The 24,025-nt window shown below is 36.3% G+C and carries 22 protein-coding genes; 16 read left to right on the top strand and 6 right to left on the bottom strand.

The window, feature by feature from the left end:
* Positions 1–92: 92 nt before the first annotated feature.
* On the bottom strand, positions 93–818 hold the full coding sequence (locus REB14_RS13270) for a tRNA threonylcarbamoyladenosine dehydratase (RefSeq protein WP_079243538.1): 726 nt from the start codon (positions 816–818) through the stop codon (positions 93–95).
* On the bottom strand, positions 811–1,437 hold the full coding sequence (locus REB14_RS13265; RefSeq protein ID WP_034692723.1) for a TatD family hydrolase: 627 nt from the start codon (positions 1,435–1,437) through the stop codon (positions 811–813). Before REB14_RS13265 ends, REB14_RS13270 begins: the two co-directional genes overlap by 8 nt.
* A 96-nt stretch (positions 1,438–1,533) precedes the next feature.
* Between REB14_RS13265 and REB14_RS13260 the strand changes: the two genes are divergently transcribed.
* The 9 genes from REB14_RS13260 (at position 1,534) to REB14_RS13220 (ending at position 11,103) form a co-directional block, all read left to right on the top strand.
* Positions 1,534–2,163, top strand: coding sequence for a TetR/AcrR family transcriptional regulator (locus tag REB14_RS13260; protein ID WP_034692722.1), 630 nt, complete (start codon positions 1,534–1,536; stop codon positions 2,161–2,163).
* 103 nt (positions 2,164–2,266) lie between these two features.
* Positions 2,267–3,262: an outer membrane protein assembly factor BamD gene (locus REB14_RS13255; protein WP_079243537.1), complete on the top strand. Its 996-nt coding sequence runs from the start codon at positions 2,267–2,269 to the stop codon at positions 3,260–3,262.
* Between the two features lie 42 nt (positions 3,263–3,304).
* Entirely contained in the window at positions 3,305–3,628 is a 324-nt protein-coding gene (locus REB14_RS13250; protein WP_034681463.1) for a DNA-directed RNA polymerase subunit omega, read from the top strand.
* Positions 3,629–3,751: 123 nt separating this feature from the next.
* The gene (gene coaBC, locus REB14_RS13245) at positions 3,752–4,957 is read left to right on the top strand and encodes a bifunctional phosphopantothenoylcysteine decarboxylase/phosphopantothenate--cysteine ligase CoaBC (protein WP_309522405.1); all 1,206 of its coding nucleotides are present in this window, start codon (positions 3,752–3,754) and stop codon (positions 4,955–4,957) included.
* 36 nt (positions 4,958–4,993) lie between these two features.
* Positions 4,994–5,899, top strand: a complete 906-nt coding sequence (gene porD, locus REB14_RS13240; protein ID WP_079243535.1) for a type IX secretion system protein PorD — start codon at positions 4,994–4,996, stop codon at positions 5,897–5,899.
* A gap of 334 nt (positions 5,900–6,233) precedes the next feature.
* Entirely contained in the window at positions 6,234–7,883 is a 1,650-nt protein-coding gene (locus REB14_RS13235) for a DNA repair protein RecN (RefSeq protein WP_309522404.1), read from the top strand.
* 76 nt (positions 7,884–7,959) lie between these two features.
* Positions 7,960–9,426, top strand: coding sequence for a DUF5687 family protein (locus REB14_RS13230; RefSeq protein WP_309522403.1), 1,467 nt, complete (start codon positions 7,960–7,962; stop codon positions 9,424–9,426).
* Positions 9,427–9,429: 3 nt separating this feature from the next.
* Positions 9,430–10,146 (top strand): ABC transporter ATP-binding protein, encoded by a 717-nt coding sequence (locus tag REB14_RS13225; protein ID WP_079243532.1) that lies wholly within the window; start codon positions 9,430–9,432, stop codon positions 10,144–10,146.
* A gap of 18 nt (positions 10,147–10,164) precedes the next feature.
* Positions 10,165–11,103: a Dyp-type peroxidase gene (locus REB14_RS13220; RefSeq protein ID WP_309522402.1), complete on the top strand. Its 939-nt coding sequence runs from the start codon at positions 10,165–10,167 to the stop codon at positions 11,101–11,103.
* 55 nt (positions 11,104–11,158) lie between these two features.
* Here the strand turns inward: REB14_RS13220 and REB14_RS13215 are convergent, their stop codons facing one another.
* Entirely contained in the window at positions 11,159–11,365 is a 207-nt protein-coding gene (locus REB14_RS13215; protein ID WP_079244012.1) for a hypothetical protein, read from the bottom strand.
* 28 nt (positions 11,366–11,393) lie between these two features.
* Positions 11,394–11,591, bottom strand: coding sequence for a bacteriocin-like protein (locus REB14_RS13210; protein WP_079243530.1), 198 nt, complete (start codon positions 11,589–11,591; stop codon positions 11,394–11,396).
* A 243-nt stretch (positions 11,592–11,834) separates the two neighbouring features.
* On the opposite strand from REB14_RS13210, the gene REB14_RS13205 reads away from it, so the two are divergent.
* From REB14_RS13205 to REB14_RS13195, 3 genes are read left to right on the top strand one after another with little or no spacing between them, the layout of a single operon-like run.
* On the top strand, positions 11,835–12,395 hold the full coding sequence (locus tag REB14_RS13205; protein ID WP_079243529.1) for an RNA polymerase sigma factor: 561 nt from the start codon (positions 11,835–11,837) through the stop codon (positions 12,393–12,395).
* Positions 12,382–12,990 (top strand): hypothetical protein, encoded by a 609-nt coding sequence (locus REB14_RS13200; protein ID WP_309522401.1) that lies wholly within the window; start codon positions 12,382–12,384, stop codon positions 12,988–12,990. Before REB14_RS13205 ends, REB14_RS13200 begins: the two co-directional genes overlap by 14 nt.
* Positions 12,991–13,020: 30 nt before the next feature.
* Positions 13,021–14,061 carry a porin family protein gene (locus REB14_RS13195; RefSeq protein WP_079243527.1) on the top strand — a complete coding sequence of 347 codons (1,041 nt, stop codon included), beginning with the start codon at positions 13,021–13,023 and terminating at the stop codon, positions 14,059–14,061.
* Between the two features lie 75 nt (positions 14,062–14,136).
* On the opposite strand, the gene fumC is transcribed toward REB14_RS13195, so the two are convergent.
* Entirely contained in the window at positions 14,137–15,531 is a 1,395-nt protein-coding gene (gene fumC, locus REB14_RS13190) for a class II fumarate hydratase (protein WP_079243526.1), read from the bottom strand.
* Positions 15,532–15,757: 226 nt separating this feature from the next.
* On the opposite strand from fumC, the gene REB14_RS13185 reads away from it, so the two are divergent.
* Positions 15,758–17,365: a fumarate hydratase gene (locus tag REB14_RS13185; RefSeq protein WP_079243525.1), complete on the top strand. Its 1,608-nt coding sequence runs from the start codon at positions 15,758–15,760 to the stop codon at positions 17,363–17,365.
* A 93-nt stretch (positions 17,366–17,458) separates the two neighbouring features.
* Positions 17,459–17,743: a hypothetical protein gene (locus tag REB14_RS13180; RefSeq protein ID WP_172625768.1), complete on the top strand. Its 285-nt coding sequence runs from the start codon at positions 17,459–17,461 to the stop codon at positions 17,741–17,743.
* A 92-nt stretch (positions 17,744–17,835) separates the two neighbouring features.
* Here the strand turns inward: REB14_RS13180 and REB14_RS13175 are convergent, their stop codons facing one another.
* Complete coding sequence (locus REB14_RS13175) at positions 17,836–18,708, bottom strand: helix-turn-helix domain-containing protein (protein ID WP_158521391.1); 873 nt, start codon at positions 18,706–18,708, stop codon at positions 17,836–17,838.
* A gap of 154 nt (positions 18,709–18,862) precedes the next feature.
* On the opposite strand from REB14_RS13175, the gene REB14_RS13170 reads away from it, so the two are divergent.
* Together REB14_RS13170 and REB14_RS13165 are read left to right on the top strand one after the other, a co-directional pair.
* Entirely contained in the window at positions 18,863–20,941 is a 2,079-nt protein-coding gene (locus tag REB14_RS13170) for a T9SS type A sorting domain-containing protein (RefSeq protein WP_309522400.1), read from the top strand.
* 189 nt (positions 20,942–21,130) lie between these two features.
* Positions 21,131–23,968, top strand: coding sequence for an alpha-amylase family glycosyl hydrolase (locus REB14_RS13165; RefSeq protein ID WP_309522399.1), 2,838 nt, complete (start codon positions 21,131–21,133; stop codon positions 23,966–23,968).
* Positions 23,969–24,025 lie beyond the last annotated feature (57 nt).

Below are 24,025 nucleotides of genomic sequence, written 5' to 3'. Positions count from 1 at the left end.
GTAAATATATTTTTTTATTTTTCTCCCACAGATTTCAGAGATTAAGACATGAAAATCGTTTTAAATATCTGTGAAATCTGTGAGAGAATATTTTAATCCTGATTTAATAAATGATTAATCACTTCTGAAGCAGTATACAAACCGAAAATGGCAGGCATATAACTTATTGTTCCGTAAAAAGATCTTTTATAGTTAGTTCCGTCCGTCATTTTCAAACTTTCTTCATCCTGAATATCATTAGCAAAAACACAACGGACACCTTTGTCTATTTTTACTTTTTTCAGCCTTTTTCTTACCTGTCTTGCCAGATGGCAGTGTTCAGTTTTGCTGATGTCTCTTACCATTACCTTGCTTGGATCGGTTTTTCCACCGGCACCCATGGAACTTACAATTTTTATCCTTCTTCTTTTGGCAGCAATAATCAGACAGAGTTTTGGAGTAACGCTGTCTATGCAATCCAATACATAATCAAATTTTGCAGAATCCAGTACTTCATCCATTCTTTCAGGATTTAGAAACTCATTGATTTTGGTTAAATTAAGAGCGGGATTAATATCTAAAAGTCTTTCGGCAACCACTTCTACTTTATGTTTTCCTACGGTAGAACGTAAGGCAGGTAACTGTCTGTTGATATTAGTAATATCTACCGTATCACCATCCACAATCGTCATATTGCCAACTCCGGCTCTTGCAAGAAATTCAGCTGCAAAAGAACCTACGCCGCCTAAACCAACAACCAAAACAGTGGCTTTGTTCAATTTTTCCAAGCCTTCTTCTTTTACCAGAAGTTCCGTTCTTTCCAACCAGTACTTATCCATTTTTTATTGAGTGTAAATTTTCTAAAATTTGTTCATTGAGCTGTTCCAAAGAAATACCTTTTATTTCCGAAACTTTATCATACAATTCCTCGATGCTAAAATCTTCATTGTCAGTTTCTAAAAAGAATTTGTCTAATGGAGTGTTTTTTAAAATATCCTGCAAAGATAAATTATACAAAACAGCTTTTCCAAAACTCAGATAAAAATTATTGGCAAGAAGGTCTTCAGCAATTTGACGTTTTTTATTAAAACCATGAATGATCATAGGTTGTTCGGCTTTCTTTTTAAAAGAAATGACCTCATAAAATTTTCTGACACAATGAATAATCATTGGTTTTTTGACTTCATTGGCGATCCTGATCTGTCTTAAAAAAACATCTTCCTGAATTTTCTGATCTATAGAAACTAAAGAATCTAAACCACATTCACCAATGGCAAAACAATTTTGAAACATCATACTTTTCATCCATGAAAACTGTTGTTCGAGATTATTAGCATCAATATCTTGGGGATGAATTCCAATAGAATAAGGGAAATCAGGCGGAATTTGCTCAATGTTCATATTGTAAATTCCGTTTCTGACATATTTCTTATGATGATGAAAATCAAAAAAATCCATATTCAAAAGTAAGTATTTTCAGAATTAATTTAAAATTATTAAACGATCGTTTATAAATGTGTTAAAAATTTCTTAACTTTACTCAAAGTGCACTTCATGAAAAAAAAATTTACAGAAAAACAGATTCACATATTGGATATTGCAGAAGAGCTCATCGCCAAGAAAGGATATGAGGGAACTTCTGTAAGAGATATTTGTTCTAAAGCAAATATCAACGTCGCCATGATCTCTTACTACTTCGGTTCTAAAGAGAAAATGATGTCCTATCTTTATCAGTACAGAGTACTGAAAACAAGAGAAAATTTTTCAGAATTTGCAGATACCATTAAAGAAGGTAAACCTGAAATGCAATTGCGGGAAATGATTAAATATATCGTTTCTCAGCTTTTCAAGTATAATTATTTTCATGGTTTCGTGACCCAGGAACTTCGTCATACAGAGAACCTGAAAGATGAACTGCTGGATTTCTATCAGTTATTTGTGAAAAAACTGGATGAAGTCATTAAGAAAGGAGTTGCATCAGGCGTTTTTACTTTTACTCCCAAACCTGAAGACATTCTTACCATGATCATCGGATCCACTTTATTTGTCATCAGGAATAAAAATTTCTATGAGCTCTATGTTCCGAGCAAAAATGAGGAAACCTATGCAAAAGAAGCGGAGAAAAAGGTGAGAATGAATCTTTTATTAAGTGTTTTTGCAATTTTGGGATACGCTGCAGACTAAAATTACGTTAAATATTCATAAAAAAAAATCTATTGGCAAAAAAGTTATATTTTTGCAAATTAGTAAATCGGCTGTATAATCCGAAAACTGTTGAATTTTATATATGAAAAAATATATTTTAGGTCTTTTTGCTGTAGCGGTGGTTACATCTTGCGTAAGCCAGCAGGAAAGAGCAATGAGAAGTGCTGATAAAGAATTTATCTTGAAAGCAGCTAATGATAATTTTGCTAAGAAAAAGTGGAAAAATGCATTGGCTCTTTATGACAGGCTTGCCAATCTTGTGGCAGGAACAGATGATTTTCCTAACGTAGGTTTCAACACAGCTTATGCCAACTATTATGACAAAAGTTATAAGCTGGCGGGTCACCAGTTTAAAAATTTCGCAGTAAGTTTTCCTAAAGATCCTAGAGCAGAAGAAGCAGCCTATATGTCTGCATTATGTTACTATGAAGGGTCTATGGATTATAACCTGGATCAGTCAAGTACAGAATTGGCTATCAATGAGCTTCAGGAGTTCCTGAACAATTATCCTAACTCTGAAAGATCTAAAAATATCAGCCAGTTAATTGATGAATTGTCTTATAAGCTAGAATTTAAAGCTTATGAAAACGGAAGACAATACTACAAAATGGGTGAGTATAAAGCAGCCAATGTTGCATTTGAAAATGTTTTGGAAGACTTTCCAAGTACAAAACTTCGTTCAAAAATCTATGACTATATCATGAAATCACGTTATGAACTGGCGATGAAATCTATATATGGTCTGAAAGATGAACGTATTGAAAGTGCACTTACTTATACAAAACTCGTAGAAAAAGAGCTTCCTAACACAGAATACTCTAAAACGGCAACTGATCTTAGAGAAAAGCTGGAAAAAGAAAAACAGAATTTCGTAGGAGTTAAAAAACTAACTGAGGCCAGAATTGCGGCTTTAACTGCGAAACAGAAAAAAGAAGCTGAAAAACTGGCAGATAAAGATAAAACAGAACAGCAAATCAAAGATCAAATCAGTAATGAAAAGAAAGCAATGCAGTTACAGAGGGACAGTGCAGCACTTAAGACACCTCCTCCTGCGGCGACTTTCAAAATTCAAAGATAATTCGTAAATTTGCCATCTTAAAATAAAAATAATTTTCTCAAAATGAGTGTAAAAGATACAAAAGCAGAAGTAAATACAATTACTTACGACAAAGATAAGATTGAAGATAAAGTAGGTTCAATCTATGAAGCTATTGTTATCATGGGAAAGAGAGCAGAGCAGATCAATGCGGAGATCCGTACGGAACTTCACAACAAATTGGATGAATTTGCCGTTCACAATTCTACATTAGAAGAGGTTTTCGAAAACAGAGAACAAATTGAGATCTCTAAACATTACGAAAAGCTTCCAAAGCCAACTTCAATTGCTATTGAAGAATGGTTAAACGAAGATGTTTATTTCAGAAAAACAGAAGAAAGAAAGTAATCTTCTGTATTTTAATAAATCAAGGTCATAAAGGAATTCACTTCTTTTATGACCTTTGTTGTTTTAAAGCCTCATTGTGTGGGAAAAAATAAGTACTTTAGTATTTCAAAAAATTAGAACTAAATGAGTGTTTCCGGTAAAAAGATACTTATCGCTGTCTCTGGAGGAATCGCGGCTTACAAAATCCACTTTCTGATCAGAGATTTTGTGAAGAAAGGTGCCGAAGTACAGGTTATTATGACTCCTGATGCAGAAAACTTTGTAACGAAACTAAGTCTGTCTACATTATCCAAAAAACCAGTGTATTCGGATTTTTATAGTGATAACGGAACATGGAACAGTCATGTAGAAATGGCTCTGTGGGCGGATGTTATGATCGTAGCCCCATGTACAGTCAATACACTGTCTAAAATGGTTCACGGGATGTGTGATAACCTTGTTATTGCCACCTATATGTCTGCAAAATGTCCCGTATTCATAGCTCCTGCAATGGATCTTGATATGTATGCACACCCTTCTACAAAAAAGAATCTGGAGCTGTCAGAAAGCTTTGGACACATTATTATTCCTGCGGAAAATGGAGAGTTGGCCAGCGGACTGATCGGGCAGGGAAGAATGGCAGAACCGGCAACTATCTTTAATACGATAGAACATTATTTGAATTCAAATATCCATTCACGAAGCCTTGAAGGGAAAACGGTTTTAATTACCGCAGGGCCTACCTATGAAGCTATAGATCCGGTAAGGTTCATCGGAAATCATTCATCTGGAAAAATGGGATTCTCTCTTGCAGAAGAAGCTTCAAAAAGAGGAGCCAAAGTAATTCTGATTTCAGGACCGAGTTTTCAAACTATCAATGATCCGAATGTTGAACTTCATAAAGTGACTTCAGCCAAAGAAATGCTGGCCAAAGTATTTGAATTTTACGACAGCATAGACATAGGAATTGCCAGTGCAGCAGTAGCAGATTATGCTCCAAAAGACGTTGCCAAGGAAAAAATCAAAAAAAACGATGAAAACCTAACGATTGAATTGGTTAAAAATCCGGATATCCTTAAAACAATGGGTGAAAAGAAGACCCACCAGTTTTTGGTAGGATTTGCGCTGGAAACTCAAAATGAAGAGGAAAATGCAAAAGGAAAGCTGGAAAAGAAAAATCTGGATATGATTGTTCTCAATTCTCTTCGTGATGAAGGAGCCGGTTTTAAAAATGATACCAATAAAATCAAGATATTTACCAAAACAGAGAAGAAGGAATTCAATCTGAAATCCAAGGATGATGTAGCAAAAGATATTCTCAATTTTGTTGAGTCTCAACTTTTAAAATAATTTTAATAAATTACCGTTCTCAATTTTTAATAGACAATGAAAAAAATTATAAGTTTATTTTTTCTGTTTTTTCTATATACCCAAAGTTTTTCTCAGGAACTGTTGGCAACAGTACAAGTAAACTCACAACAGTTGGGTGGAAGTAACCAGCAGGCGTACAAAGCGTTAGAGAAAAGTCTTCGGGACTTTATCAATAATACCAGCTGGACAGGCAAAAGACTTCAGAATTTTGAAAAAATAAAATGTGCTTTTTCTATTGTTATTGCAGAAAGAGATGTTAACAAATTCAAAGGATCTATTGTTATTCAGGCGGTAAGACCTGTGTATAATACGACCTACGAATCTCCTTTAATTAATCTTCAGGATCAGAGATTTGCTTTTGAATATATTGAAAATGAGAGCCTTATTTTTAATGAAAGACAATTCTCCGGGAAGAATCTTACCGATGTAATCAGTTTCTACATTTATGTTATTTTAGGTCTGGATGCAGATAGTTTCCAGTCTATGGGAGGATCACAATGGTATGCAAAAGCGCAGCAGATTGCACAGAATTCCCAAAACAGAAACTATGAGGGCTGGAACACCATCAACGAGCCGAGAAGCCGTTCTATTTTGATTAACGAAATTATGAACCCTAACTGGAGCCAGTTACGTTCTACCATTTATACTTATCATAGAGCAGGATTAGACAACCTTTTCAACCAGGATCAGACCGCCGGGAAAAAAGTTATTTTTGATGCACTGATGCAATTAAAAATGTATGAAAATAATTTCCAGCAGGCGTTTTTCTTTAACCAGTTCATGGATACTAAAAGCGATGAAATTTTCAATATTTTCAATTCCGGAAATAATGGAGGATTGATTCTTAATGATCTTAAACAGACAATGATCATCCTCTCACCGAAGAATATAGAAAATAAGTGGAATAAATGGAAAGTCTAAAAATTGGTGGATAAGTTGAGAGATCGCTGGCTGATTATTAAAGGGTCATCAAAAAACATTTTTTTTGCTTCAATAAGAAAGGTTTCTGTCCGATAAAAAGGATTCATACATTTGAAAATATCAATGTTTGCAACATGAATTAACAGTTAGCTCCCACAGGAACTGGATTTGATCCCATCGGGATCTGCTGTTAGAAGAGAAAAATGAAATCCCCGTAAAAAATAAAGCTCCGTAGGAGCGATCCGTTAATTATGCTTTAATTTAATCGGACAAGAATGAAAAAAAACTTATTTTTACAGTTCAAACTCAAATTGGATTATAACCCGGATTATCAATGCTTTCGAGAATTTACATTAAAAACTTTGCCCTGATTGATACCCTTGAGGTATCATTGAAAAATGGTTTACAGGTTATTACCGGAGAAACCGGGGCAGGGAAATCTATTATCCTAGGTGCTCTTCGGCTTATTTTAGGCGAAAGAGCAGATGTAAAATCAATCGCCAAAGCTGAAGAGAAAAGTGTGGTGGAAACCGAGTTTTCTCTCAACAATCAGTTTAAGAAATTCTTTATAGAGAATGATCTGGACTACGAACTTCAGACTATTATCCGAAGAGAAATACTTCCCTCAGGGAAATCCCGAGCGTTTATCAATGATGTACCGGTAACGTTGGATATTCTTAGAGAGCTTTCCTCACAACTGATTGATATCCATTCTCAATTTGAAACGTCCAATCTTTTTACCTCAGAATATCAGTTTAAAATTATAGATGGGCTTTCTGAGAATAAAAAAATCATTGAAGATTATCAACAGGAGTTTTCTGAGTTTCAAACGCTGAAATTGCTATTGAAAAAATTGAAAACCCAACTTTCAGAATCCAATAAAGAAAGCGATTATAAAGAGTTTCTACTCAACGAATTGGAAGAGCTGAAGCTTGACGATGTTGATTATGAAGATATTCAAAACCAGCTTTCTATCCAGGAAAATGCGGGAATGATCTCCGAAAATGTAGGCCAGATTCTATCTAGGTTTCATCAGGAAGAAATAGGAATTCTGTCATTCTTTAATGAAGCAACTAACAAGCTTTCAAAAATTTCCGAAATTTCCACCAGTTTTGCTGAACTTGATTCAAGACTGGAAACTTCTTTTGTAGAGCTTAAAGACATCATCTCCGAACTGGAACATGAAGCGGAAAGAGTAGAAATCAATCCTGAAAATCTGATATATCTTACCGATCTTAACAATAAAATCAACGCTTTATTCCTTAAACATAATGTTGCAGATCTTAATGAACTTATTGAGATCAGAAATCAGTTGGCCGGAGATCAGAAAGGAGCCTCAGATCTGGAGTTACAGATTGAAGAAACAGAAGAAAATATCTCTCAAAAAGAAAAAATACTTCTGAGTCTTGCTTCAAAACTTTCAAAGAACAGACATAAGAATGTTTCTGTTTTCATCAAAAAAGCAGAAGGACTTCTGAAAAAATTAGGGCTCGAAAAAGCAAAAGTGGATATAGAATTGCAGGATGCTGACGAATTTAACCAATTTGGAAAAGAAAATATCCAACTGTTGTTTCAGGCCAACTCAGGGTTTCCATTAAAACCGATTCAGACTGCTATTTCCGGCGGTGAAAGATCAAGAGTAATGCTTGCTGTAAAGAAGATTATTGCAGAAAGTGATGAGTTGCCAACCCTTATTCTGGACGAAATTGACACTGGTGTTTCAGGAAAAGTAGCTGAAGAAATCGGTAACCTGATGAGAGAAATGTCTGAAGACATGCAATTGATTGTTATTTCCCACCTTGCACAGGTTGCTGCTAAAGGAAATGATAATTATAAAGTAGTAAAACAAGATATTTCCGGCAGAACACAATCTACCATTATTCCTTTAAGCAGTGAGGAAAAACTGAACGAAATTGCTCAGTTACTTTCCGGAAGTAAAATCACAGAAGCAGCTTTAGCACAGGCAAAAGAGCTTATAGGATAATTAAATAAATCCACTTTTTTCTTAAGAAGTTGTAACATATTTTACATTATATTTACTAATGTATAAAAACTAAAATATGTTTCTAAAGTTCCTTAAGCTTGAAATCAAAAGCTTTTTTCGTGGTACATCTTTAGGGATCAATCTGACCATGAAAATTCTCCGTTTTATAGGAATTCTTTATTTCGTGGGCTGTCTTGTAGGTGGAGCTTTTATTGCTTTCTTCTACGTGCAGGAGGAGATGCATCAGAATCCTGTAAAGGTGGTTTCAAAATTCATGATTGTTGCCTGGATTATTGATCTTGTTCTCAAATACCTCTGGCAGGAAATTCCTACACAGAATATCAAGCCCTTTCTTACGATGAATATCCGGAAGAATACATTAGTCAATTATATGCTGGCTAAAACTTTTCTTTCGGCATTCAGTTGGCTGAGTTCCTTATTTTTTATTACATTTTCACTGATTGCGTTATTCAATGGATACAGCATTCCAGGAGTATTGTTATGGCTGATAGGGGTGATTTCATTACTGTACCTGAATAATTTCCTCAATATTTTTTTCAACGGTAAAGAAACTGTGGCGGTGATCATAGGAATATGCCTTTTAGGTATAGGAATGTTGGGGTATTATAAAGTAATTCCGGTTCTGTCTTATTCTGAATCTGTTTTCTTTAGTTTCTATGAAAAACCATACTTTGCACTGATTCCTGTTGCTTTGTTCGTAATATTATGGTGGATCTGTTTCCGATACCTGCGCAATGAATTTTACCTTGATCAGGGTCTTGAAGCCAAAAAAGCAGTTGGAAAAACAGAGAATATTGCATTCCTGAATAAATATGGAGTTATTGGAACATTTATCAATAATGATATTAAAATGCTGAGACGTAATAAAGTACCCAAGGGAATTTTGCTGGGCAGCTTTATGTTTCTGTTCTACGGATTGCTGATGTTTACTTCTTCAATGTACAAAACACCGGCAATGATGATGGTTATGGGACTTTTTGTAACAGGAGGCTTTCAGTTTCTTTTTGGGCAGAGAGTTCCCGCTTTTGACAGTTCATACTATCCATTGATGATGACCCTGAATGTTCCTTACAAAGAATATCTGAAAGCGAAATGGTGGCTGATGAATATTGTGACGGGAATTTCTATCATTATAGCACTTTGTTATGCCTATTTCGGCTGGGAAGTGTACGTTACATTTTTTGCAGCAGGATTATATAATATTGGCGTGAATTCTCAATTTACTTTGTGGTCCGGAGCTTTCAATAAAACTCAGATTGATCTTAATACAAAGGAAAAAAGATTGGGACAGAAAGTAAGCTTCAATATGATTGCTATGCTTTTGCTGATTCCTAAAATGCTTCTCCCAATGGGAGTATTTGCCCTAACAAAATATCTATGGGGAATTACTGGCGGAGTGATAAGCATTGCAATTATAGGAATTATAGGCTTTTTTCTGAGAGAGAAAATCTTCGATATTATTGTAAAGCAATATAAAAGAGAGAAATACAGCACATTAGATGCATTTAAAAATATAAGTTAAGCCATGATTAATATACATAATTTATCAAAAACATACGGGAAAGCAACCGTTCTTAATATCGAAAATCTTGAAATTTCTAAAGGGGAAACATTTGGCCTTGTAGGAAATAACGGAGCAGGAAAAACAACTCTTTTCAGCCTGATGCTGGATTTGATTCAGGCAACAACAGGATTTGTAAGCATTGATGGTATTAAAGTCAATGAATCTGAAGCCTGGAAAAATAAAGTATCAGCATTTGTAGATGATACCTTTCTCATTGGTTATCTTACTCCGGAGGAATATTTTTATTTTCTTGGGGAATTGAGAGGCCAAAACAAAGCATCTGTAGACGAATTCCTGAAACCTTTTCATGATTTTTTCAATGGTGAGATCCTGAAATCCGGGAAATATGTCCGAGATCTTTCAAAAGGAAATCAGAAAAAAGTAGGAATTGTAGGAGCTATCATCGGGAATCCTGAAATTATTATTCTTGATGAGCCTTTTGCCAACCTCGATCCGTCTACTCAGATCAAGCTTAAAAATCTGATCAAGGAACTATCAAAACAGGATGGCGTTACTTTTCTTATTTCCAGCCACGATCTTTCCCATACCACAGAAGTCTGCAACAGAATTGTGGTGGTAAACAAAGGTCTTTTGGTAAAAGATATTCAGACTAATCCGGAAACATTGAAAGATTTGGAACAATATTTTGCAGATCAGGTTTCAGTTTCGGATATTTAATACCACAAAAATAGAGGTATGAATACAATAGAATCACAGAATGTAACAGATTATCCCAACAGCAATACTATTTTCATGGTCTGGAAACTTAATGACAGCCCACAGTTGAAAGATGTTTTTCAGGAATTATGTGCTTTGGTTTTAAATCTTAATAATTCGGTGTTTAACCGTTTTCCGGACAGCAGAGCAAGTTGTGTCATGGGAATTGGTGCAGATGCATGGAGTAAACTGGAACTACCAAAGCCTCTGCCAAAAGAATTAGCAAGCTTTGAAGAAATAAAGGGAATAAAACATACCGCTGTTTCTACTCCCGGAGATCTTCATTTTCATCTGAGAGCAGACAATAAGAGCCTTATTTTCGATATGGCAGTTGAAATTTCCGGATTATTAAGTTCTGCAGCTGAAAGTATTCTGGAGATTCATGGATTCAAATATTGGGATGCACGTTCTATTCTTGGTTTTGTAGATGGAACGGAAAATCCTCATGGGGACGACCGTGATTATTTTGGAAAAATAGGCGACGAAGATCCTCAGTATAAAGGGGGAAGTTACCTTTTTGTTCAGAAATACCTTCACAATATGGATGCCTGGAAGGGTTTGTCAACGGAAGATCAGGAAAAAGTGATTGGAAGGTCAAAGGAAAATGATATTGAAATGTCTGATGCTGTAAAACCTTCGAATTCACATATTGCTCTAGCTAATATCGAAGGAGAGAATGGAGAAGAATTGAAAATCGTCAGAGATAACATGCCTTTTGGGAATCCTTCTACCAATGAGTTTGGAACTTACTTTATTGCCTATTCAAGTACATTTGCTACCACAAAGAAAATGTTGACAAATATGTTTATGGGTGATCCTCCGGGAAATTATGACAGAATTTTAGATTTCAGCACAGCAGTTACCGGAACACTTTTCTTTGTTCCTACCAGAAATATGCTTGATAAATTCTCAGGATAAAATGAAAGGCAGCCTCAGTCAAGGCAGCCTTTTTATCACTTATTGTTTAGAGAAATTATGTCGGATTCCCAGGATTGTATGCATCACACATTCCGCTTTCAACCAGACACTCTCTTTTTTTCAGTTCACAGGGATTGGTAGCAGGCACGCTGCAGCATGCATAATATCCGTTATAATGCACCAGATACATATCGCATAGTGGTGTGTTTCCTCCCTTAATTGTTTTCAGGTTCTCTCTTTTTAACTTTTTTAGTTGTTTCATGGTACTGTTTTTATTAGCATAGATTGAGCTAAGCTGGAATACCTGTATCACACATACCAACAGGAGTCAGACAAAATGCAGAAGAACTGCAGGGATCTACATCGGGTTTTGTACAGCATGCATAATAACCGTTTGCTTCTATTAAGTAAAGGTTACCAAGGCATGTAAAGCCTCCTCCTAGTAATGCTTTTAAATTTTCTCTGTCTAATTTTTTTAGATTTTTCATAGGATTAGTTTTAAGATAATTATATCCCTAATATAGGAAAAAAATGGGCTGTTCTTAATTAAAATATTGTTTTTCAGTTTTTTATTTGATGCTTTTTCTTTTCTCTCTCGAAATAAAAAAGGTGTGGAAATTTGTAACTCTGGACAAAAAAAATCAACTTATTGTAGTAAATAATAAAATATTTTTTTTCAAGTTGTAACCTTTTTTTGTTTTGATTGTCTTTAGTATAGAAACAGCATAAGCATGAAACTTTTGTTCGGAAATAAAAAGAATGATTTGTTAAGCCTCCTGAAGAAACAGGATCCGGCTGCACAGAAGATTTTCTATGAACAGAATGTAAAGAGATTCCTGAGTGTAAGCAAAAGCTATGTGAGCGATTTGTATCAGGCTGAAGATTGTCTCATTAAAGCATTCTGTAAAATTTTTAAACACATAGAAAGCTTCAGAGGAGAGTCGAACCTGGAAAGCTGGGCAAGAAGAATCGTCGTGAATGAATGCCTGAATTTTATCAAAAGTAATAAAACAGTTTTCTATCTGGACGAGATTAATCAATCTTTTCATGAAGATATCCATGAAGCAGAGATTGATTGTGATTTTAATGCACAAGAGCTTTTGGACCAGCTTCCCGATGCCTACAGGATGGTTTTTAACCTGTATGTGCTGGAAGAATATTCTCATCAGGAAATTGCGGATACTTTGCAGATTTCAGTGGCTGTCAGCAAAACACAGCTGTTCAGAGCAAAAGAAAAATTAAGAAAGATCTACTTTCAACAACAAAAAAAAGTGAAAAATGAAAACGTCTAAAGATAATATTGAATTTCAGATCAAAAAGCAGATTGATGAAAGAGAAATTACTCCATCACGGGATCTGTGGTCCGAAATTGAGCTTCAGAATAACAATAATCACCGTGCCAAATCAAAAATGAACTGGTTTTTAGTAGCAGCATGTTTGATTTTGACATTCAGCTTGGGAAGCGTTCTTCTTTTTCTTAATCAGCCTTCTGAAACTCAGCCGGAAATTGTAAAGCAAACCGGAAAAAATACTACAGAAGAAATTGTAAAAGATCCGGTTCAGAATCATGTTCCGCTGGCAGTTGAGGATAATGATAAAAAGGAAGTGAGAAAAATTCTTTCTCATGATAAGCAAGAAGCGATTTCTCCTATGGCAATGGACCAGAATAGACTTATCCCTAAAGAAACTCTTCCTTTGAAGAAACTGGATATCACTCAGATTTCTAATCCTAAACTGATGGCAAAAGCCGATTCTATAAAAACTCCGGTTAAAAAGAAAAAATATGTAGACCCATCCACACTTCTTTTCTCAGTAGAGCATAAAGATGTTATCGAAAAAACAAAGGATGGAAGTAACGTGGCTACTATTGATTTGAATGCCAGATAATTTATCCGTAAAAATTTAAAAATTAATAATATGATCAAGAAATTAATCGTAATGGGATTGCTGTGCTCTTTTTCAGCATCATTCTATGCACAAAAGACATTCAATATTAACCTGTCTTCTAAAAAAGATACAGAGGTAAGCCCTATTGTAAAAGAAAAAGTAGAAGAATATGCCGCAAAGATCAATACCATCATTCAGGAAGAAAAAAAGCTGATGGAAGATGAACTGGTCGTTTTGCAGGCCAGAAATCTTGATAAAGCAGATTTCGACAGAGAAAAAGCTCAGATTGCAGACCGTTATTCTGAGAAAATGGATAAAAGAATTGAGGAACTTGGATTTGATCTGGATGACGTTATTCAAAAGCAGGTAAGATATTCCCTTTTGAATACCGATGTTACCTCTAAAGAAGAGCTTAAAGAAAAATTATTGAAAAAATTCCGCCCCAGCAGAAGCTTTACTGGATATTTCTCTTATGGAATTATGACGTTGACAAACAGTGCTCAAGATAATGTCCTTGATAAAAATATAGGATATGCCAATAACCTGGAGTTTGGTCTTAAACTGAACTATCAGCTTAGCAGAACAAGTCCGTGGGCAGTAATTTCCGGATTAGGATTTTCCTGGAGAACAGTAAGAGCAGATAATAATATGCTGTTTACAAGAAGTGCAGATCAGGGAGTCGCTTTGGCGCAGTACAACGGAAACCTTGATAAAAGCAAACTGAGAACCGGATATATTATGGTTCCCCTTGGGATGCAGTATAACTTCTCAAAACTTAAAAATGCCGGAATGGATATCCAGTACAGAAGTTATTATACAGGCTTTAAAATTGGAGCCAATGTGTATGGAGGGGTAAAAATGTCTACCAACAATATTGTAAAAGGAAATGATGGTGAAAACAGAGACCGCGGAAACTATCAGGTGAATCCTTTTGTCTATGGAGCGCAGATCACGTTCTCATACAACAGTTTCAGCGTGTTTGTTAAAAAAGATTTCAGCAATTTCTTTAAAGACAGTTATTTCAAAAATGATAAAGCACTGATATTTGGCTTGGCTATTGGATTAGATTAAATATATTTTGACAGTAAAATGAAAAACTCCGGGAACTATTCCCGGAGTTTTTGCGTTGTATCAGTTATAGAATCATTATTTTAAACTTCCTACCATATCTTCGGGTTTTACCCATTCGTCAAACTGTTCAGCAGTTAACAAACCAAGATTAATGGCCTCTTCTTTTAATGTTGTCCCGTTTTTATGGGCTGTTTTTGCAATCTTAGCTGCATTTTCATATCCGATATGAGTATTTAAAGCCGTTACCAACATTAAAGATTTGTCTACAAGCTCTTTAATTCTCTCATGATTCGGTTCAATGCCTACCGCACAATGATCGTTGAAGGAAATACATGCATCAGCAATCAGTTGGGCAGACTGTAAAAAATTGTAAGCCATTACCGGTTTGAAAACATTCAGCTCGTAATTCCCCTGAGTTCCGGCAAATGATATGGTCGTATCGTTTCCTAAAACCTGTGCACAAACCATGGTCATCGCTTCATTCTGAGTAGGATTTACTTTCCCCGGCATAATAGAAGATCCCGGCTCATTTTCAGGAATATGAATTTCCCCGATTCCGGAACGTGGACCAGAGGCCAGTAATCTTACATCCTGAGCAATTTTATATAAAGAAACGGCAAGTTGCTTTAAAGCTCCGTGAGATTCTACAATCGCATCATGCGCAGCAAGGGCTTCAAATTTATTTTCTGCAGTAATGAAAGGATGATTGGTAAATTGAGCGATATATTCCGCTACCTTTACATCATAACCGTTAGGTGTATTTAATCCTGTACCTACAGCAGTTCCTCCTAATGCAAGCTCAGAAAGGTGAGGTAATGTGTTTTTTAAAGCTCTCAATCCGAATTCCAATTGAGCCACATATCCTGAAAATTCCTGTCCGAGAGTAAGCGGAGTGGCATCCATCAAATGGGTTCTCCCGATTTTTACAACATCTTTGAAAGCTTTTGACTTTTCAGCCAATGTATTTTTTAGTTTTTCTACAGCCGGAATGGTTACTTCTACTACTTTCGTATAGGCAGCAATGTGCATCGCAGTAGGATAGGTATCATTGGAAGATTGGGATTTATTCACATCATCATTCGGGTGAATTTCAGATTTTTCGCCTAATGTTCCTCCGTTATTAACATGAGCTCTGTTGGAAACAACTTCATTGACATTCATGTTCGACTGAGTTCCGGAACCTGTCTGCCAGATTACCAGAGGAAACTGATCGTTAAGTTTTCCTTCCAGTATTTCATCACATACCTTAGCAATCATATCTCTTTTTTCTGCGGAAAGCACTCCCAGATCAGTGTTGGTATAAGCTGCAGCCTTTTTCAGATAAGCAAAAGCTTCGATAATTTCATGTGGCATTGAGCCTTCAGGTCCTATTTTAAAATTGTTTCTGGAACGTTCCGTCTGTGCGCCCCAAAGTTTATCTGCAGGGACCTGCACTTCTCCCATGGTGTCTTTTTCAATTCTGTAATTCATAGTGGTTGAAATTTGTATGATCTTTTTATTTTAAGCCATAAAAATTGTAAACATTATTTATGTTTAATGAAAAAAATAATATTTTGGCTTTGTTTATTTAGCTTCTATAAAGGTACTTATAAACTCAGAAACCTCCAATTTATAATCATTATAAATATCAATATAAATGACTGATTTTACTCATATTTTTTTAAAGGAGGCGTACTTTTGTACAAACAAAAATTGAATGGATTTTAGATATCAGGATCCGTATCCTATTCAGAAAGATGATACGGTGTACAAGAAGCTTACATCAGACTATGTAAAGGTTGAAAAACTAGGAGAGAGAGAAATTTTAACAGTTGACCCGAAAGGATTGGAACTGTTAGCTGAAGAAGCGATGGCAGATGTTTCTTTCATGCTTCGTTCTTCGCACTTAGAAAGCCTTAGAAGAATTATTGATGATCCTGAAGCTACAGATAACGATAGATTTGTTGCTTACAACCTTTTACAAAATGCTGCAGTAGCTGTAGAGGGAGCTCTTCCTTCGTGCCAGGATACTGGAACAGCTATCGTAATGGGAAAGAAAGGAGAAAATGTGTACACGGGAGTGGATGATGGAGAATACCTGAGCAAGGGGATCTTCAATACATATCAGAAAAGAAACCTAAGATATTCTCAGGTGGTTCCTTTGACGATGTTTGATGAGAAGAATTCCGGGTCTAACCTTCCTGCACAGATAGATATCTATGCTAAAAAAGGAGATTATTACGAATTCTTATTCTTGACAAAAGGAGGAGGTTCTGCGAATAAAACATTCTTATATCAGAAAACAAAATCTTTATTGAACGAAAAATCTCTTGAAGAATTTGTTAAAGAAAGAATTTCAGATCTTGGAACAGCGGCTTGTCCTCCTTACCACTTAGCATTGGTAATCGGAGGTACTTCAGCAGAAGCCAACCTTGCAGCAGTGAAAAAAGCATCTGCAAAATATTACGATAATCTTCCGACAGAAGGAAATGAGGCCGGACAGGCATTCAGAGACCTTGAATGGGAAGCTAAAGTTCAGAAAATCTGTCAGGAAAGTGCAATTGGAGCGCAATTTGGAGGGAAATACCTTACCCACGACGTAAGAGTAATCAGACTTCCAAGACACGCTGCATCTTGTCCGGTAGGAATGGGAGTTTCTTGTTCTGCAGACAGAAATATCAAAGGAAAAATTACGAAAGAAGGAATCTTCCTTGAGCAATTAGAGCAGGATCCGAAAAGGTTCTTACCAGATACTCCTCCACATTTAGAAGAAGCTGTTGAGGTTAACTTGAACAAGCCAATGCCGGAAATTCTTGCCGAGCTTTCCAAATATCCGATCAAAACCAGATTAAAACTGAACGGAACATTAATCGTAGCAAGAGATATTGCTCACGCAAAAATCAAAGAAATTATCGACAGCGGGAAACCAATGCCGGAATATTTCAAAAACCATCCAATCTATTACGCAGGGCCAGCAAAAACTCCGGAAGGAATGGCTTCAGGAAGTTTCGGACCTACTACTGCCGGAAGAATGGATGTTTACGTAGACGAGTTCCAGAGCCATGGTGGAAGTATGATCATGCTTGCAAAAGGAAACAGAAGTAAAGATGTTACCAATGCATGTCATAAATACGGAGGTTTCTATCTTGGATCAATCGGTGGGCCGGCTGCTATTCTTGCGAAAGACAATATTGTGTCTGTAGATGTAGTAGACTTCCCGGAATTAGGAATGGAAGCGGTAAGAAAAATTGAAGTAAAAGACTTCCCTGCATTCATCATTTCCGATGATAAAGGCAATGATTTCTTCGCAAATCTGGCCCACTAATTAGTTTAAAATTAAAATAAATAAGAAAATAGAACGCTGATCTTTTGTGTAAAAAGGAAAAAAGTTCTATTTTTGCCTAAAATCTTTAAGAGAATGATAACGATATTATCAGCATTTTGGCCGTTCTACCAGTTCCTTTGGACTATATTCTTCATTACTATGTTCTTAGTAGGATTCTGGTGTATTTTTATGTTCTTCGGATTAGTAATCCCAATGTGGCTAACTGAAGGTTTGAAAGAGTATTTCGGAAAAGTAAAGCCTTTCGATCCTGAAGATATCAGAAGAAAGCTTGTTTCTGAGCAGGAAGGTGTAGAAGTTATCTATAGCGAGCCTAAAGGAAACGGACCTTTCCTTCACGATCACGGACATCATCATTAATTGATTGTCATTGCTTTTTCACCTGAATTCTGAAAAAGTAATATCAAAGCAAAACAACATATATAAACCGCTTAAGCAATTAAGCGGTTTTTCTATTTATTATTCCTCAGACTTTCAGGAGCTACCCCAAATTTCTTTTTGAAAGCGCGTGTAAAGTTCTGGAGGTACTCATACCCACATTCAATAGCAATCTCTTTGATCATAATTTCTTTATTAGTGATCAGTTTCTTTGCTTTCAGCATTCTGAGCTCCGAGATATAATGAGCAATCGTTGTATGGTACTGGGTTTTAAATTCCTTTCTGATGATATTCTGGTTCAGACCAAAATATTTTCCTATTTCTTCCGCTTTTATATTCCTGTGATAATTTTCATCAATGAATTTCCTGATCATTTCAGGAGTCTTTGGAGTATCCTCGAGAATGTTTTTCTCATTAAATTGCTCAAAGATCAGGATAAGAAGTTTGATAATCTTTGCTTCTATAAATAACTTCTGCATGATTCCTTTCTTATTATAATCCAGAATCTCTTTTACGATCATATGCATTTCAACCGTCATATCCGGAGGCGTTTCTTTATGAAGGAATATAAAATTATTATGGATCATATTTTCCAGAATCTCAGCATTCTCACGATTAAGTTCCGGATTGATGAGGTTAAAAATATATTGGTAATTAATCTGAATCTGGAGATACCTCAGAATTTCCTGATTTTCTGTCCATAGTTCAGCAACACTTTCTTTAGGAGAATAATGAAGTATATATTGATTTTTTTTAAATAAAAATTGAGTTCCACAATCATGACCTTCTAAATTGACTCCATCACTTAACAAAAAAAGGAGATTAAAACTCGACTTTCCTTCCAACATATGAGACTTGAAGGATTGATCAGGACACAGGTCTTCCTGCATGATGATTTTGATGTCCTCGGATATGAACAAATGTCCACTTTTTGATTGACTCCTCATACAACACATTTTTACAGCCATGGTACAACTACTTAAGGTAAAAGACCTTCACAGGATAACCAAAAGTTCGAAAATGATAACTCGGGGTTAATTATGTGAGGTACTTTTGCGCAAAATTAAATTAAATTTAGAATAATTAAAAATAATATTTCATATGTTTAAAGATTTACATTTTGCAATTCAGGAAATCAGAACGGGATTAGTACTGCTAACCGTTGCTGGAAGCTATATGTATGCCCAGCAATGGGAAAATGTTGGAGGCATTCAGGATGTATCTGCAGGAGGAAGCAGTTTTAATAATCTTGTTATTGATAACTCAGGAAACTATTATCTGTCATATTATGATGTTTCAGTAGCTAAAGGTTCTGTTCAGAAATTTAACGGAAACTCGTGGTCTTACTTAGGGGGAGCACCCGGAGTTACTACAGGAACTGCCACTTACAACTCATTGTCTATAAGTCCAAACGGAAACAGTATTTATTATACCAATCAGCTTGGTTATCCAGGTTCCGGGATGGAAGTCCGTTTATTTACAGGCTCTTTATGGTCTCAGCTTCCTAATGCTACAGACAGCTCGGTCAATTATCAGGCTTCTGCAGTATCCTCAGATAATATTATATTCACTTATGGATCTTACGGTTCCGGAACTGTAAAAAAATATTCCGGAGGTGCATGGGAACAGGTAGGAAATGCAGGCTTTTCAGGAGGTGCTGAATTTGCTGAAATGGTCATAGGAACCAATAATATGGTGTATACCTGTAATGTTTCCGGAGGGATAAAAGTATATCAGAACAGTACGGATGCAAGTTCAGCACAAAACTGGAGTTTGGTAGGAGGAGCAGCAGCTGATGCTTCTTCGTCAGGGGAACAGTACAATGCTGATATTGCTTTAGATGGAGCGAATAGAATCTATGTAGCGTATGTATCCAACTCTGGCGGAGGAAAAAAAGTGAATGTCAAGAAATTTGACGGAAACTCCTGGGTGCAGGTTGGAAATGCCAATTTCTCAGAGGGAAGGGTACAACATGTTGCGTTAGCCGTAACAGAATCCGGAAAACCTTATGTAGTAGCCAGCCGTTTTGAAAATGATAATTTCCTGAGAAATACGGTTTATAAATTAGATGATTCGCAAAACTGGGTTCCATTTGGAGGAGATTTTGTTTCAGATGGAGAAGCAAAATACAATGATTTAGCGATAGATAAGGCACAGAATTATTTGGTGCTGGCTTATTCCGACAATACAACAAAGGTGAAAAGAATTTCTCTGAACCTTAATCCGCAAACATGCAGCAATACAGATCCTGGAGCAAATGTAGGTGATATTGGTTGTGTAAGTTTTATGTATCGCGGGCAGCAGGTTGCTTATACTACGGTAAGAGGAGCAGACGGAAAAATCTGGCTTCAGCAAAACCTTGGAAGTACGCAGGTGGCTTCATCAGTGGCAGATGCCAATTCATATGGAGATCTTTTCCAATGGGGAAGATGGGATGACGGACATCAGCTTAGAAATTCTCAGATCGTACAGGCACCATCCCCTAACACTCCGGAGGGAACAAGTACCACCGTGGGAGGTTATGTTGCAGGATCTCCGGCATGGTGGGCAAATTTTGCAAGTGGAGATACATGGAATGGGACATCACTTGCAGATGTAAATGCTTCTGTAGGTATAGATCCTTGTAAAGCAATAGGTGCAGACTGGAAAATGCCTTCTCAGGCAGACTGGACAACTTTAATAGGAGCAGAAAGTATTTCTAACCCTACAGCTGCTTATAACAGTCATCTTAAATTACCTGCAGGAGGTTATAGAAGCTCCAGTGATGGGAACTTTACTTTTGTAGGGCAAAGAGGGTATTTCTGGAGCTCTGATACATCAAGTTTAGGAGGCAAATATCTGTATATCGGATCCACAATTGCCAATCCATCTGCTGGTGCTATGAGAGGGCAGGGAGCTTCAGTAAGATGCATCAAGCCTACCTCTTCTTTGAGTACTTCAGAAACCAAACTGAATCAAACTGTAATTGGAGTGTATCCTAACCCTACAAAAGGAATTCTTATGGTTAAAGCTGATTCAGGAATTGAAAAAGTAAATGTTGTGAACGCAGTAGGACAAAGAATGAATGTACAGTTCTCGGATAATCAGATCAACATGACTGAACTTCCTTCAGGATTGTATATTGTAGAATTAAAATTAAAGAATGGACAATCCATTTCTAAAAAGATTATAAAAAATTAAGCGAAATTCAATACCAAAGATTTTTTGCCAAAAGGAATTAGTTCATTACAATTACTTTTATTGGAAGGCTCATGAAATTTCATGAGTCTTTTTTTTGTTTTTCCCGAAAAATGGAAATATTTAGCAAAAACTGGCTCAAAATAAAGGTTATGAATAAAAAATAACACTATATTCGATAAAAAATAAGACATGAGAAAATTTTATTCCGTTGTTTTTCTGCTGATTACAATGCACGTTTTTGGGCAGATTAATTATACGATTTCTCCCAATCCATTCAATGAAACAGATGCTATTACGCTTACGGTTCCCGGCGATCAGATAGACGAATCTGCATGGGGAGTTTCCAATAATGCCATTTATATGTGGACCTGGTCGTTTGACACTAATTATCAGAACAGTCAGGATTGTCCTACCAATGGCAGCTGGAATAATTCCAATGATTTGAATAAGTTGGTTTATAATGCTGCAACAGACAGCTATTCAATTACTTTTACTCCAACAACATTCTTCGGAAGAACAGGAATCGGAAGGTTCGGGTTTTTATTAAAAGATAAAACAGGTTCCCATCAGACTTCTCCCGATATTTTTGTAAATGTAGGCGCATTAAGTTTAAGTCTTACCAATCCGTTAGCGAACAGCCTCACTTCGGTTCCGGTAGGGAATTCCATTACTATTATGGCTACAACCAATTCCAATGCAACATTTCAGTTAAAAGCAAACGGAATTGTTGTCAATTCAACAACCACTCCTTCACAGTCTTATTCCTACAGTTATACAGTTACTCAAGATACCAGCATGGAGCTTGTAGCGACTCAGGGAACCAATTCTAAAACAGCAACATTTATCTTACAGGTTCCGAGAAATGTAGTTTCTGAAGCAATACCAAACTGGATCAGACAGGGAATCAATTATCACCCGACAGATCCCACCAAGGTAGGCCTTGCTTTATACGCTCCGGGAAAAAGTTTTGTACATGTCATCGGAAGTTTCAATAACTGGGTGGTGAATGATACCTATTTAATGAAAAAAGATACCACAAATCCTGATCTCTACTGGATTGAACTCAACGGAATTACTCCTCAGCAGCTGAATACTTTCCAATACAGAACCAATGATTTGAGAAAAGTAGCAGATCCATATTCTCCACAAATTTTATCTTCTTATGATGACCTGTGGATTTCAGCTTCCACTTATCCGAATTTACCAGCATTTCCAGCAGGACAAGAGTTTGAAGTTTCAACATTCAAAACAGGTCAAACGGCTTATAACTGGCAGGTTGCCAATTTTCAAAGACCCGCAAAACAAGATCTGGTGGTCTATGAATTACTATTGAGAGATTTTACACAGGAAAAAAACTGGCAGTCACTGATCGACAAAATTTCTTATTTGAAAAACTTAAAAATCAATGCTATAGAATTGCTTCCCATCATGGAGTTTGATGGAAATCTTTCATGGGGATATAATACTTCTTTCCATTATGCATTAGACAAAGCTTATGGAACTCCGGAAAAATTCAAAGAATTTGTAGATCTATGCCACCAGAACGGAATTGCAGTCATTCTGGATGTAGCGTTTAATCATGCTACAGGACGTTCTCCTTTGGTAAGGCTGTGGAATATAGATCCGGATGGTGACGGCTATGGAAATGTTGCTCCAGACAACCCTTACTTCAACCAGGTTCCGAAACATTCATACAATGTATTCAACGATTTTAACCATACAAGTCCTTCAACGCAATATTACGTTGAAAGATGCCTTCAACAATGGTTGACAGAATATCGCATAGACGGTTTCCGTTGGGATTTAACCAAAGGATTTACTCAAAACTGTTCTGAAAATGACGAAGCCTGCACCAATTCCTATCAGCAAGACAGAGTAGATATCATGAAACACTATGCCGACAGACAATGGGCTATTGATCCGAATTCTTACATGATCTTCGAACATCTTGGAACCGATGCCGAAGAACAGCAATGGGCCAACTACAGAATTGCAGAAGGTAAAGGGGTTATGCTTTGGAATAAACAGACAGACCCTTACAATCAGAATACAATGGGGTATCAGGAAAACAGCAACTACGACCGTATGAATCACAGTCTTCACGGCTTCACCAATATGAGTGCTGTAGGCTATGGAGAAAGCCATGACGAAGAAAGACTGATGTTTAAAAACCTTGCATATGGAGCAATCAACGGAAGTTATAATGTGAAAGATCTGAATACCGCTCTTGAAAGAATGAAAACTTTCGGGGCAACCTTCTTTACCATTCCTGGTCCGAAAATGATCTGGCAATTTGGAGAACTAGGATATGAATTCAGTATCAACAGATGTGCGAATGGTACTATAGACAATGGATGCAGAACTGATGAGAAACCTGTTGCATTCACTTTAGGATATGATACCAATGCGAACAGAAAAGCAGTATATGATACTTGGGCTAAAATCATCAACATCAGAAATACCCATCAGGTTTTTAAATCTAAAACCTACAGTATAGAATCCAATAACCTTACGAACGATCCTACCGGCCTGATCACAAGAATTTATGTATATGATGCAGCTATTACAACAGGAATAAAGAATGTGGTTGTATTAGCCAATTACACGACTTCAGCACAGAATGTCGTCCCTTATTTCCCTTACACAGGTCAATGGCAGAATCTGATGGACAACAGTATTTCGAATATAGCTTCCACAACAACTCCAATCACTTTACAACCGGGAGAATTCAGGATCTTTGGAAATTATGCTGGTGCTTTATCAACCGAAGATACCAATGCAGCCAACAAATTATCCCTTCAGATTGCAGATAATCCGGTTCGAAACGGAATCGCTCAACTCGTTTTCAGTAAAGCAAAAAACGGAGAGATCCTGATTTTTGATATGACGGGTAAAAAATTGGATTCATTCAAACTGGATAAAGAGAATGGAAATTATAATATGAAGGTTAATTATCCGGCGGGAACTTATCTGTTACAGTTGAAATCAGATACAGGAATAGCCATTCAAAAGATGATGATTAAATAAAATAACTTATGAAGTTGTTGATTTTTAATATATTGAGCCATTAAGAGCTATTTAAGA

Origin of the sequence: Chryseobacterium metallicongregator (assembly GCF_031324065.1) — a bacterium.
GTDB lineage: Bacteria > Bacteroidota > Bacteroidia > Flavobacteriales > Weeksellaceae > Chryseobacterium > Chryseobacterium metallicongregator.
Note: the sequence above shows the minus strand (reverse complement) of the source record. Positions and strands in the feature narration are given on the sequence as shown.

Bases quoted from the DNA above. Each gene is read 5' to 3' on its own strand.
- REB14_RS13270 (WP_079243538.1), bottom strand. From the start codon at position 818: ATGGATAAGTACTGGTTGGAAAGAACGGAACTTCTGGTAAAAGAAGAA.
- REB14_RS13170 (WP_309522400.1), top strand. From the start codon at position 18,863: ATGTTTAAAGATTTACATTTTGCAATTCAGGAAATCAGAACGGGATTA.
- REB14_RS13165 (WP_309522399.1), top strand. From the start codon at position 21,131: ATGAGAAAATTTTATTCCGTTGTTTTTCTGCTGATTACAATGCACGTT.
- REB14_RS13210 (WP_079243530.1), bottom strand. From the start codon at position 11,591: ATGAAAAATCTAAAAAAATTAGACAGAGAAAATTTAAAAGCATTACTA.
- REB14_RS13215 (WP_079244012.1), bottom strand. From the start codon at position 11,365: ATGAAACAACTAAAAAAGTTAAAAAGAGAGAACCTGAAAACAATTAAG.
- REB14_RS13175 (WP_158521391.1), bottom strand. From the start codon at position 18,708: ATGAGGAGTCAATCAAAAAGTGGACATTTGTTCATATCCGAGGACATC.
- REB14_RS13200 (WP_309522401.1), top strand. From the start codon at position 12,382: ATGAAAACGTCTAAAGATAATATTGAATTTCAGATCAAAAAGCAGATT.
- REB14_RS13250 (WP_034681463.1), top strand. From the start codon at position 3,305: ATGAGTGTAAAAGATACAAAAGCAGAAGTAAATACAATTACTTACGAC.
- fumC (WP_079243526.1), bottom strand. From the start codon at position 15,531: ATGAATTACAGAATTGAAAAAGACACCATGGGAGAAGTGCAGGTCCCT.
- REB14_RS13260 (WP_034692722.1), top strand. From the start codon at position 1,534: ATGAAAAAAAAATTTACAGAAAAACAGATTCACATATTGGATATTGCA.
- REB14_RS13180 (WP_172625768.1), top strand. From the start codon at position 17,459: ATGATAACGATATTATCAGCATTTTGGCCGTTCTACCAGTTCCTTTGG.
- coaBC (WP_309522405.1), top strand. From the start codon at position 3,752: ATGAGTGTTTCCGGTAAAAAGATACTTATCGCTGTCTCTGGAGGAATC.
- REB14_RS13235 (WP_309522404.1), top strand. From the start codon at position 6,234: ATGCTTTCGAGAATTTACATTAAAAACTTTGCCCTGATTGATACCCTT.
- REB14_RS13255 (WP_079243537.1), top strand. From the start codon at position 2,267: ATGAAAAAATATATTTTAGGTCTTTTTGCTGTAGCGGTGGTTACATCT.
- REB14_RS13195 (WP_079243527.1), top strand. From the start codon at position 13,021: ATGATCAAGAAATTAATCGTAATGGGATTGCTGTGCTCTTTTTCAGCA.
- REB14_RS13265 (WP_034692723.1), bottom strand. From the start codon at position 1,437: ATGGATTTTTTTGATTTTCATCATCATAAGAAATATGTCAGAAACGGA.
- REB14_RS13185 (WP_079243525.1), top strand. From the start codon at position 15,758: ATGGATTTTAGATATCAGGATCCGTATCCTATTCAGAAAGATGATACG.
- REB14_RS13220 (WP_309522402.1), top strand. From the start codon at position 10,165: ATGAATACAATAGAATCACAGAATGTAACAGATTATCCCAACAGCAAT.
- REB14_RS13225 (WP_079243532.1), top strand. From the start codon at position 9,430: ATGATTAATATACATAATTTATCAAAAACATACGGGAAAGCAACCGTT.
- REB14_RS13205 (WP_079243529.1), top strand. From the start codon at position 11,835: ATGAAACTTTTGTTCGGAAATAAAAAGAATGATTTGTTAAGCCTCCTG.
- REB14_RS13230 (WP_309522403.1), top strand. From the start codon at position 7,960: ATGTTTCTAAAGTTCCTTAAGCTTGAAATCAAAAGCTTTTTTCGTGGT.
- porD (WP_079243535.1), top strand. From the start codon at position 4,994: ATGAAAAAAATTATAAGTTTATTTTTTCTGTTTTTTCTATATACCCAA.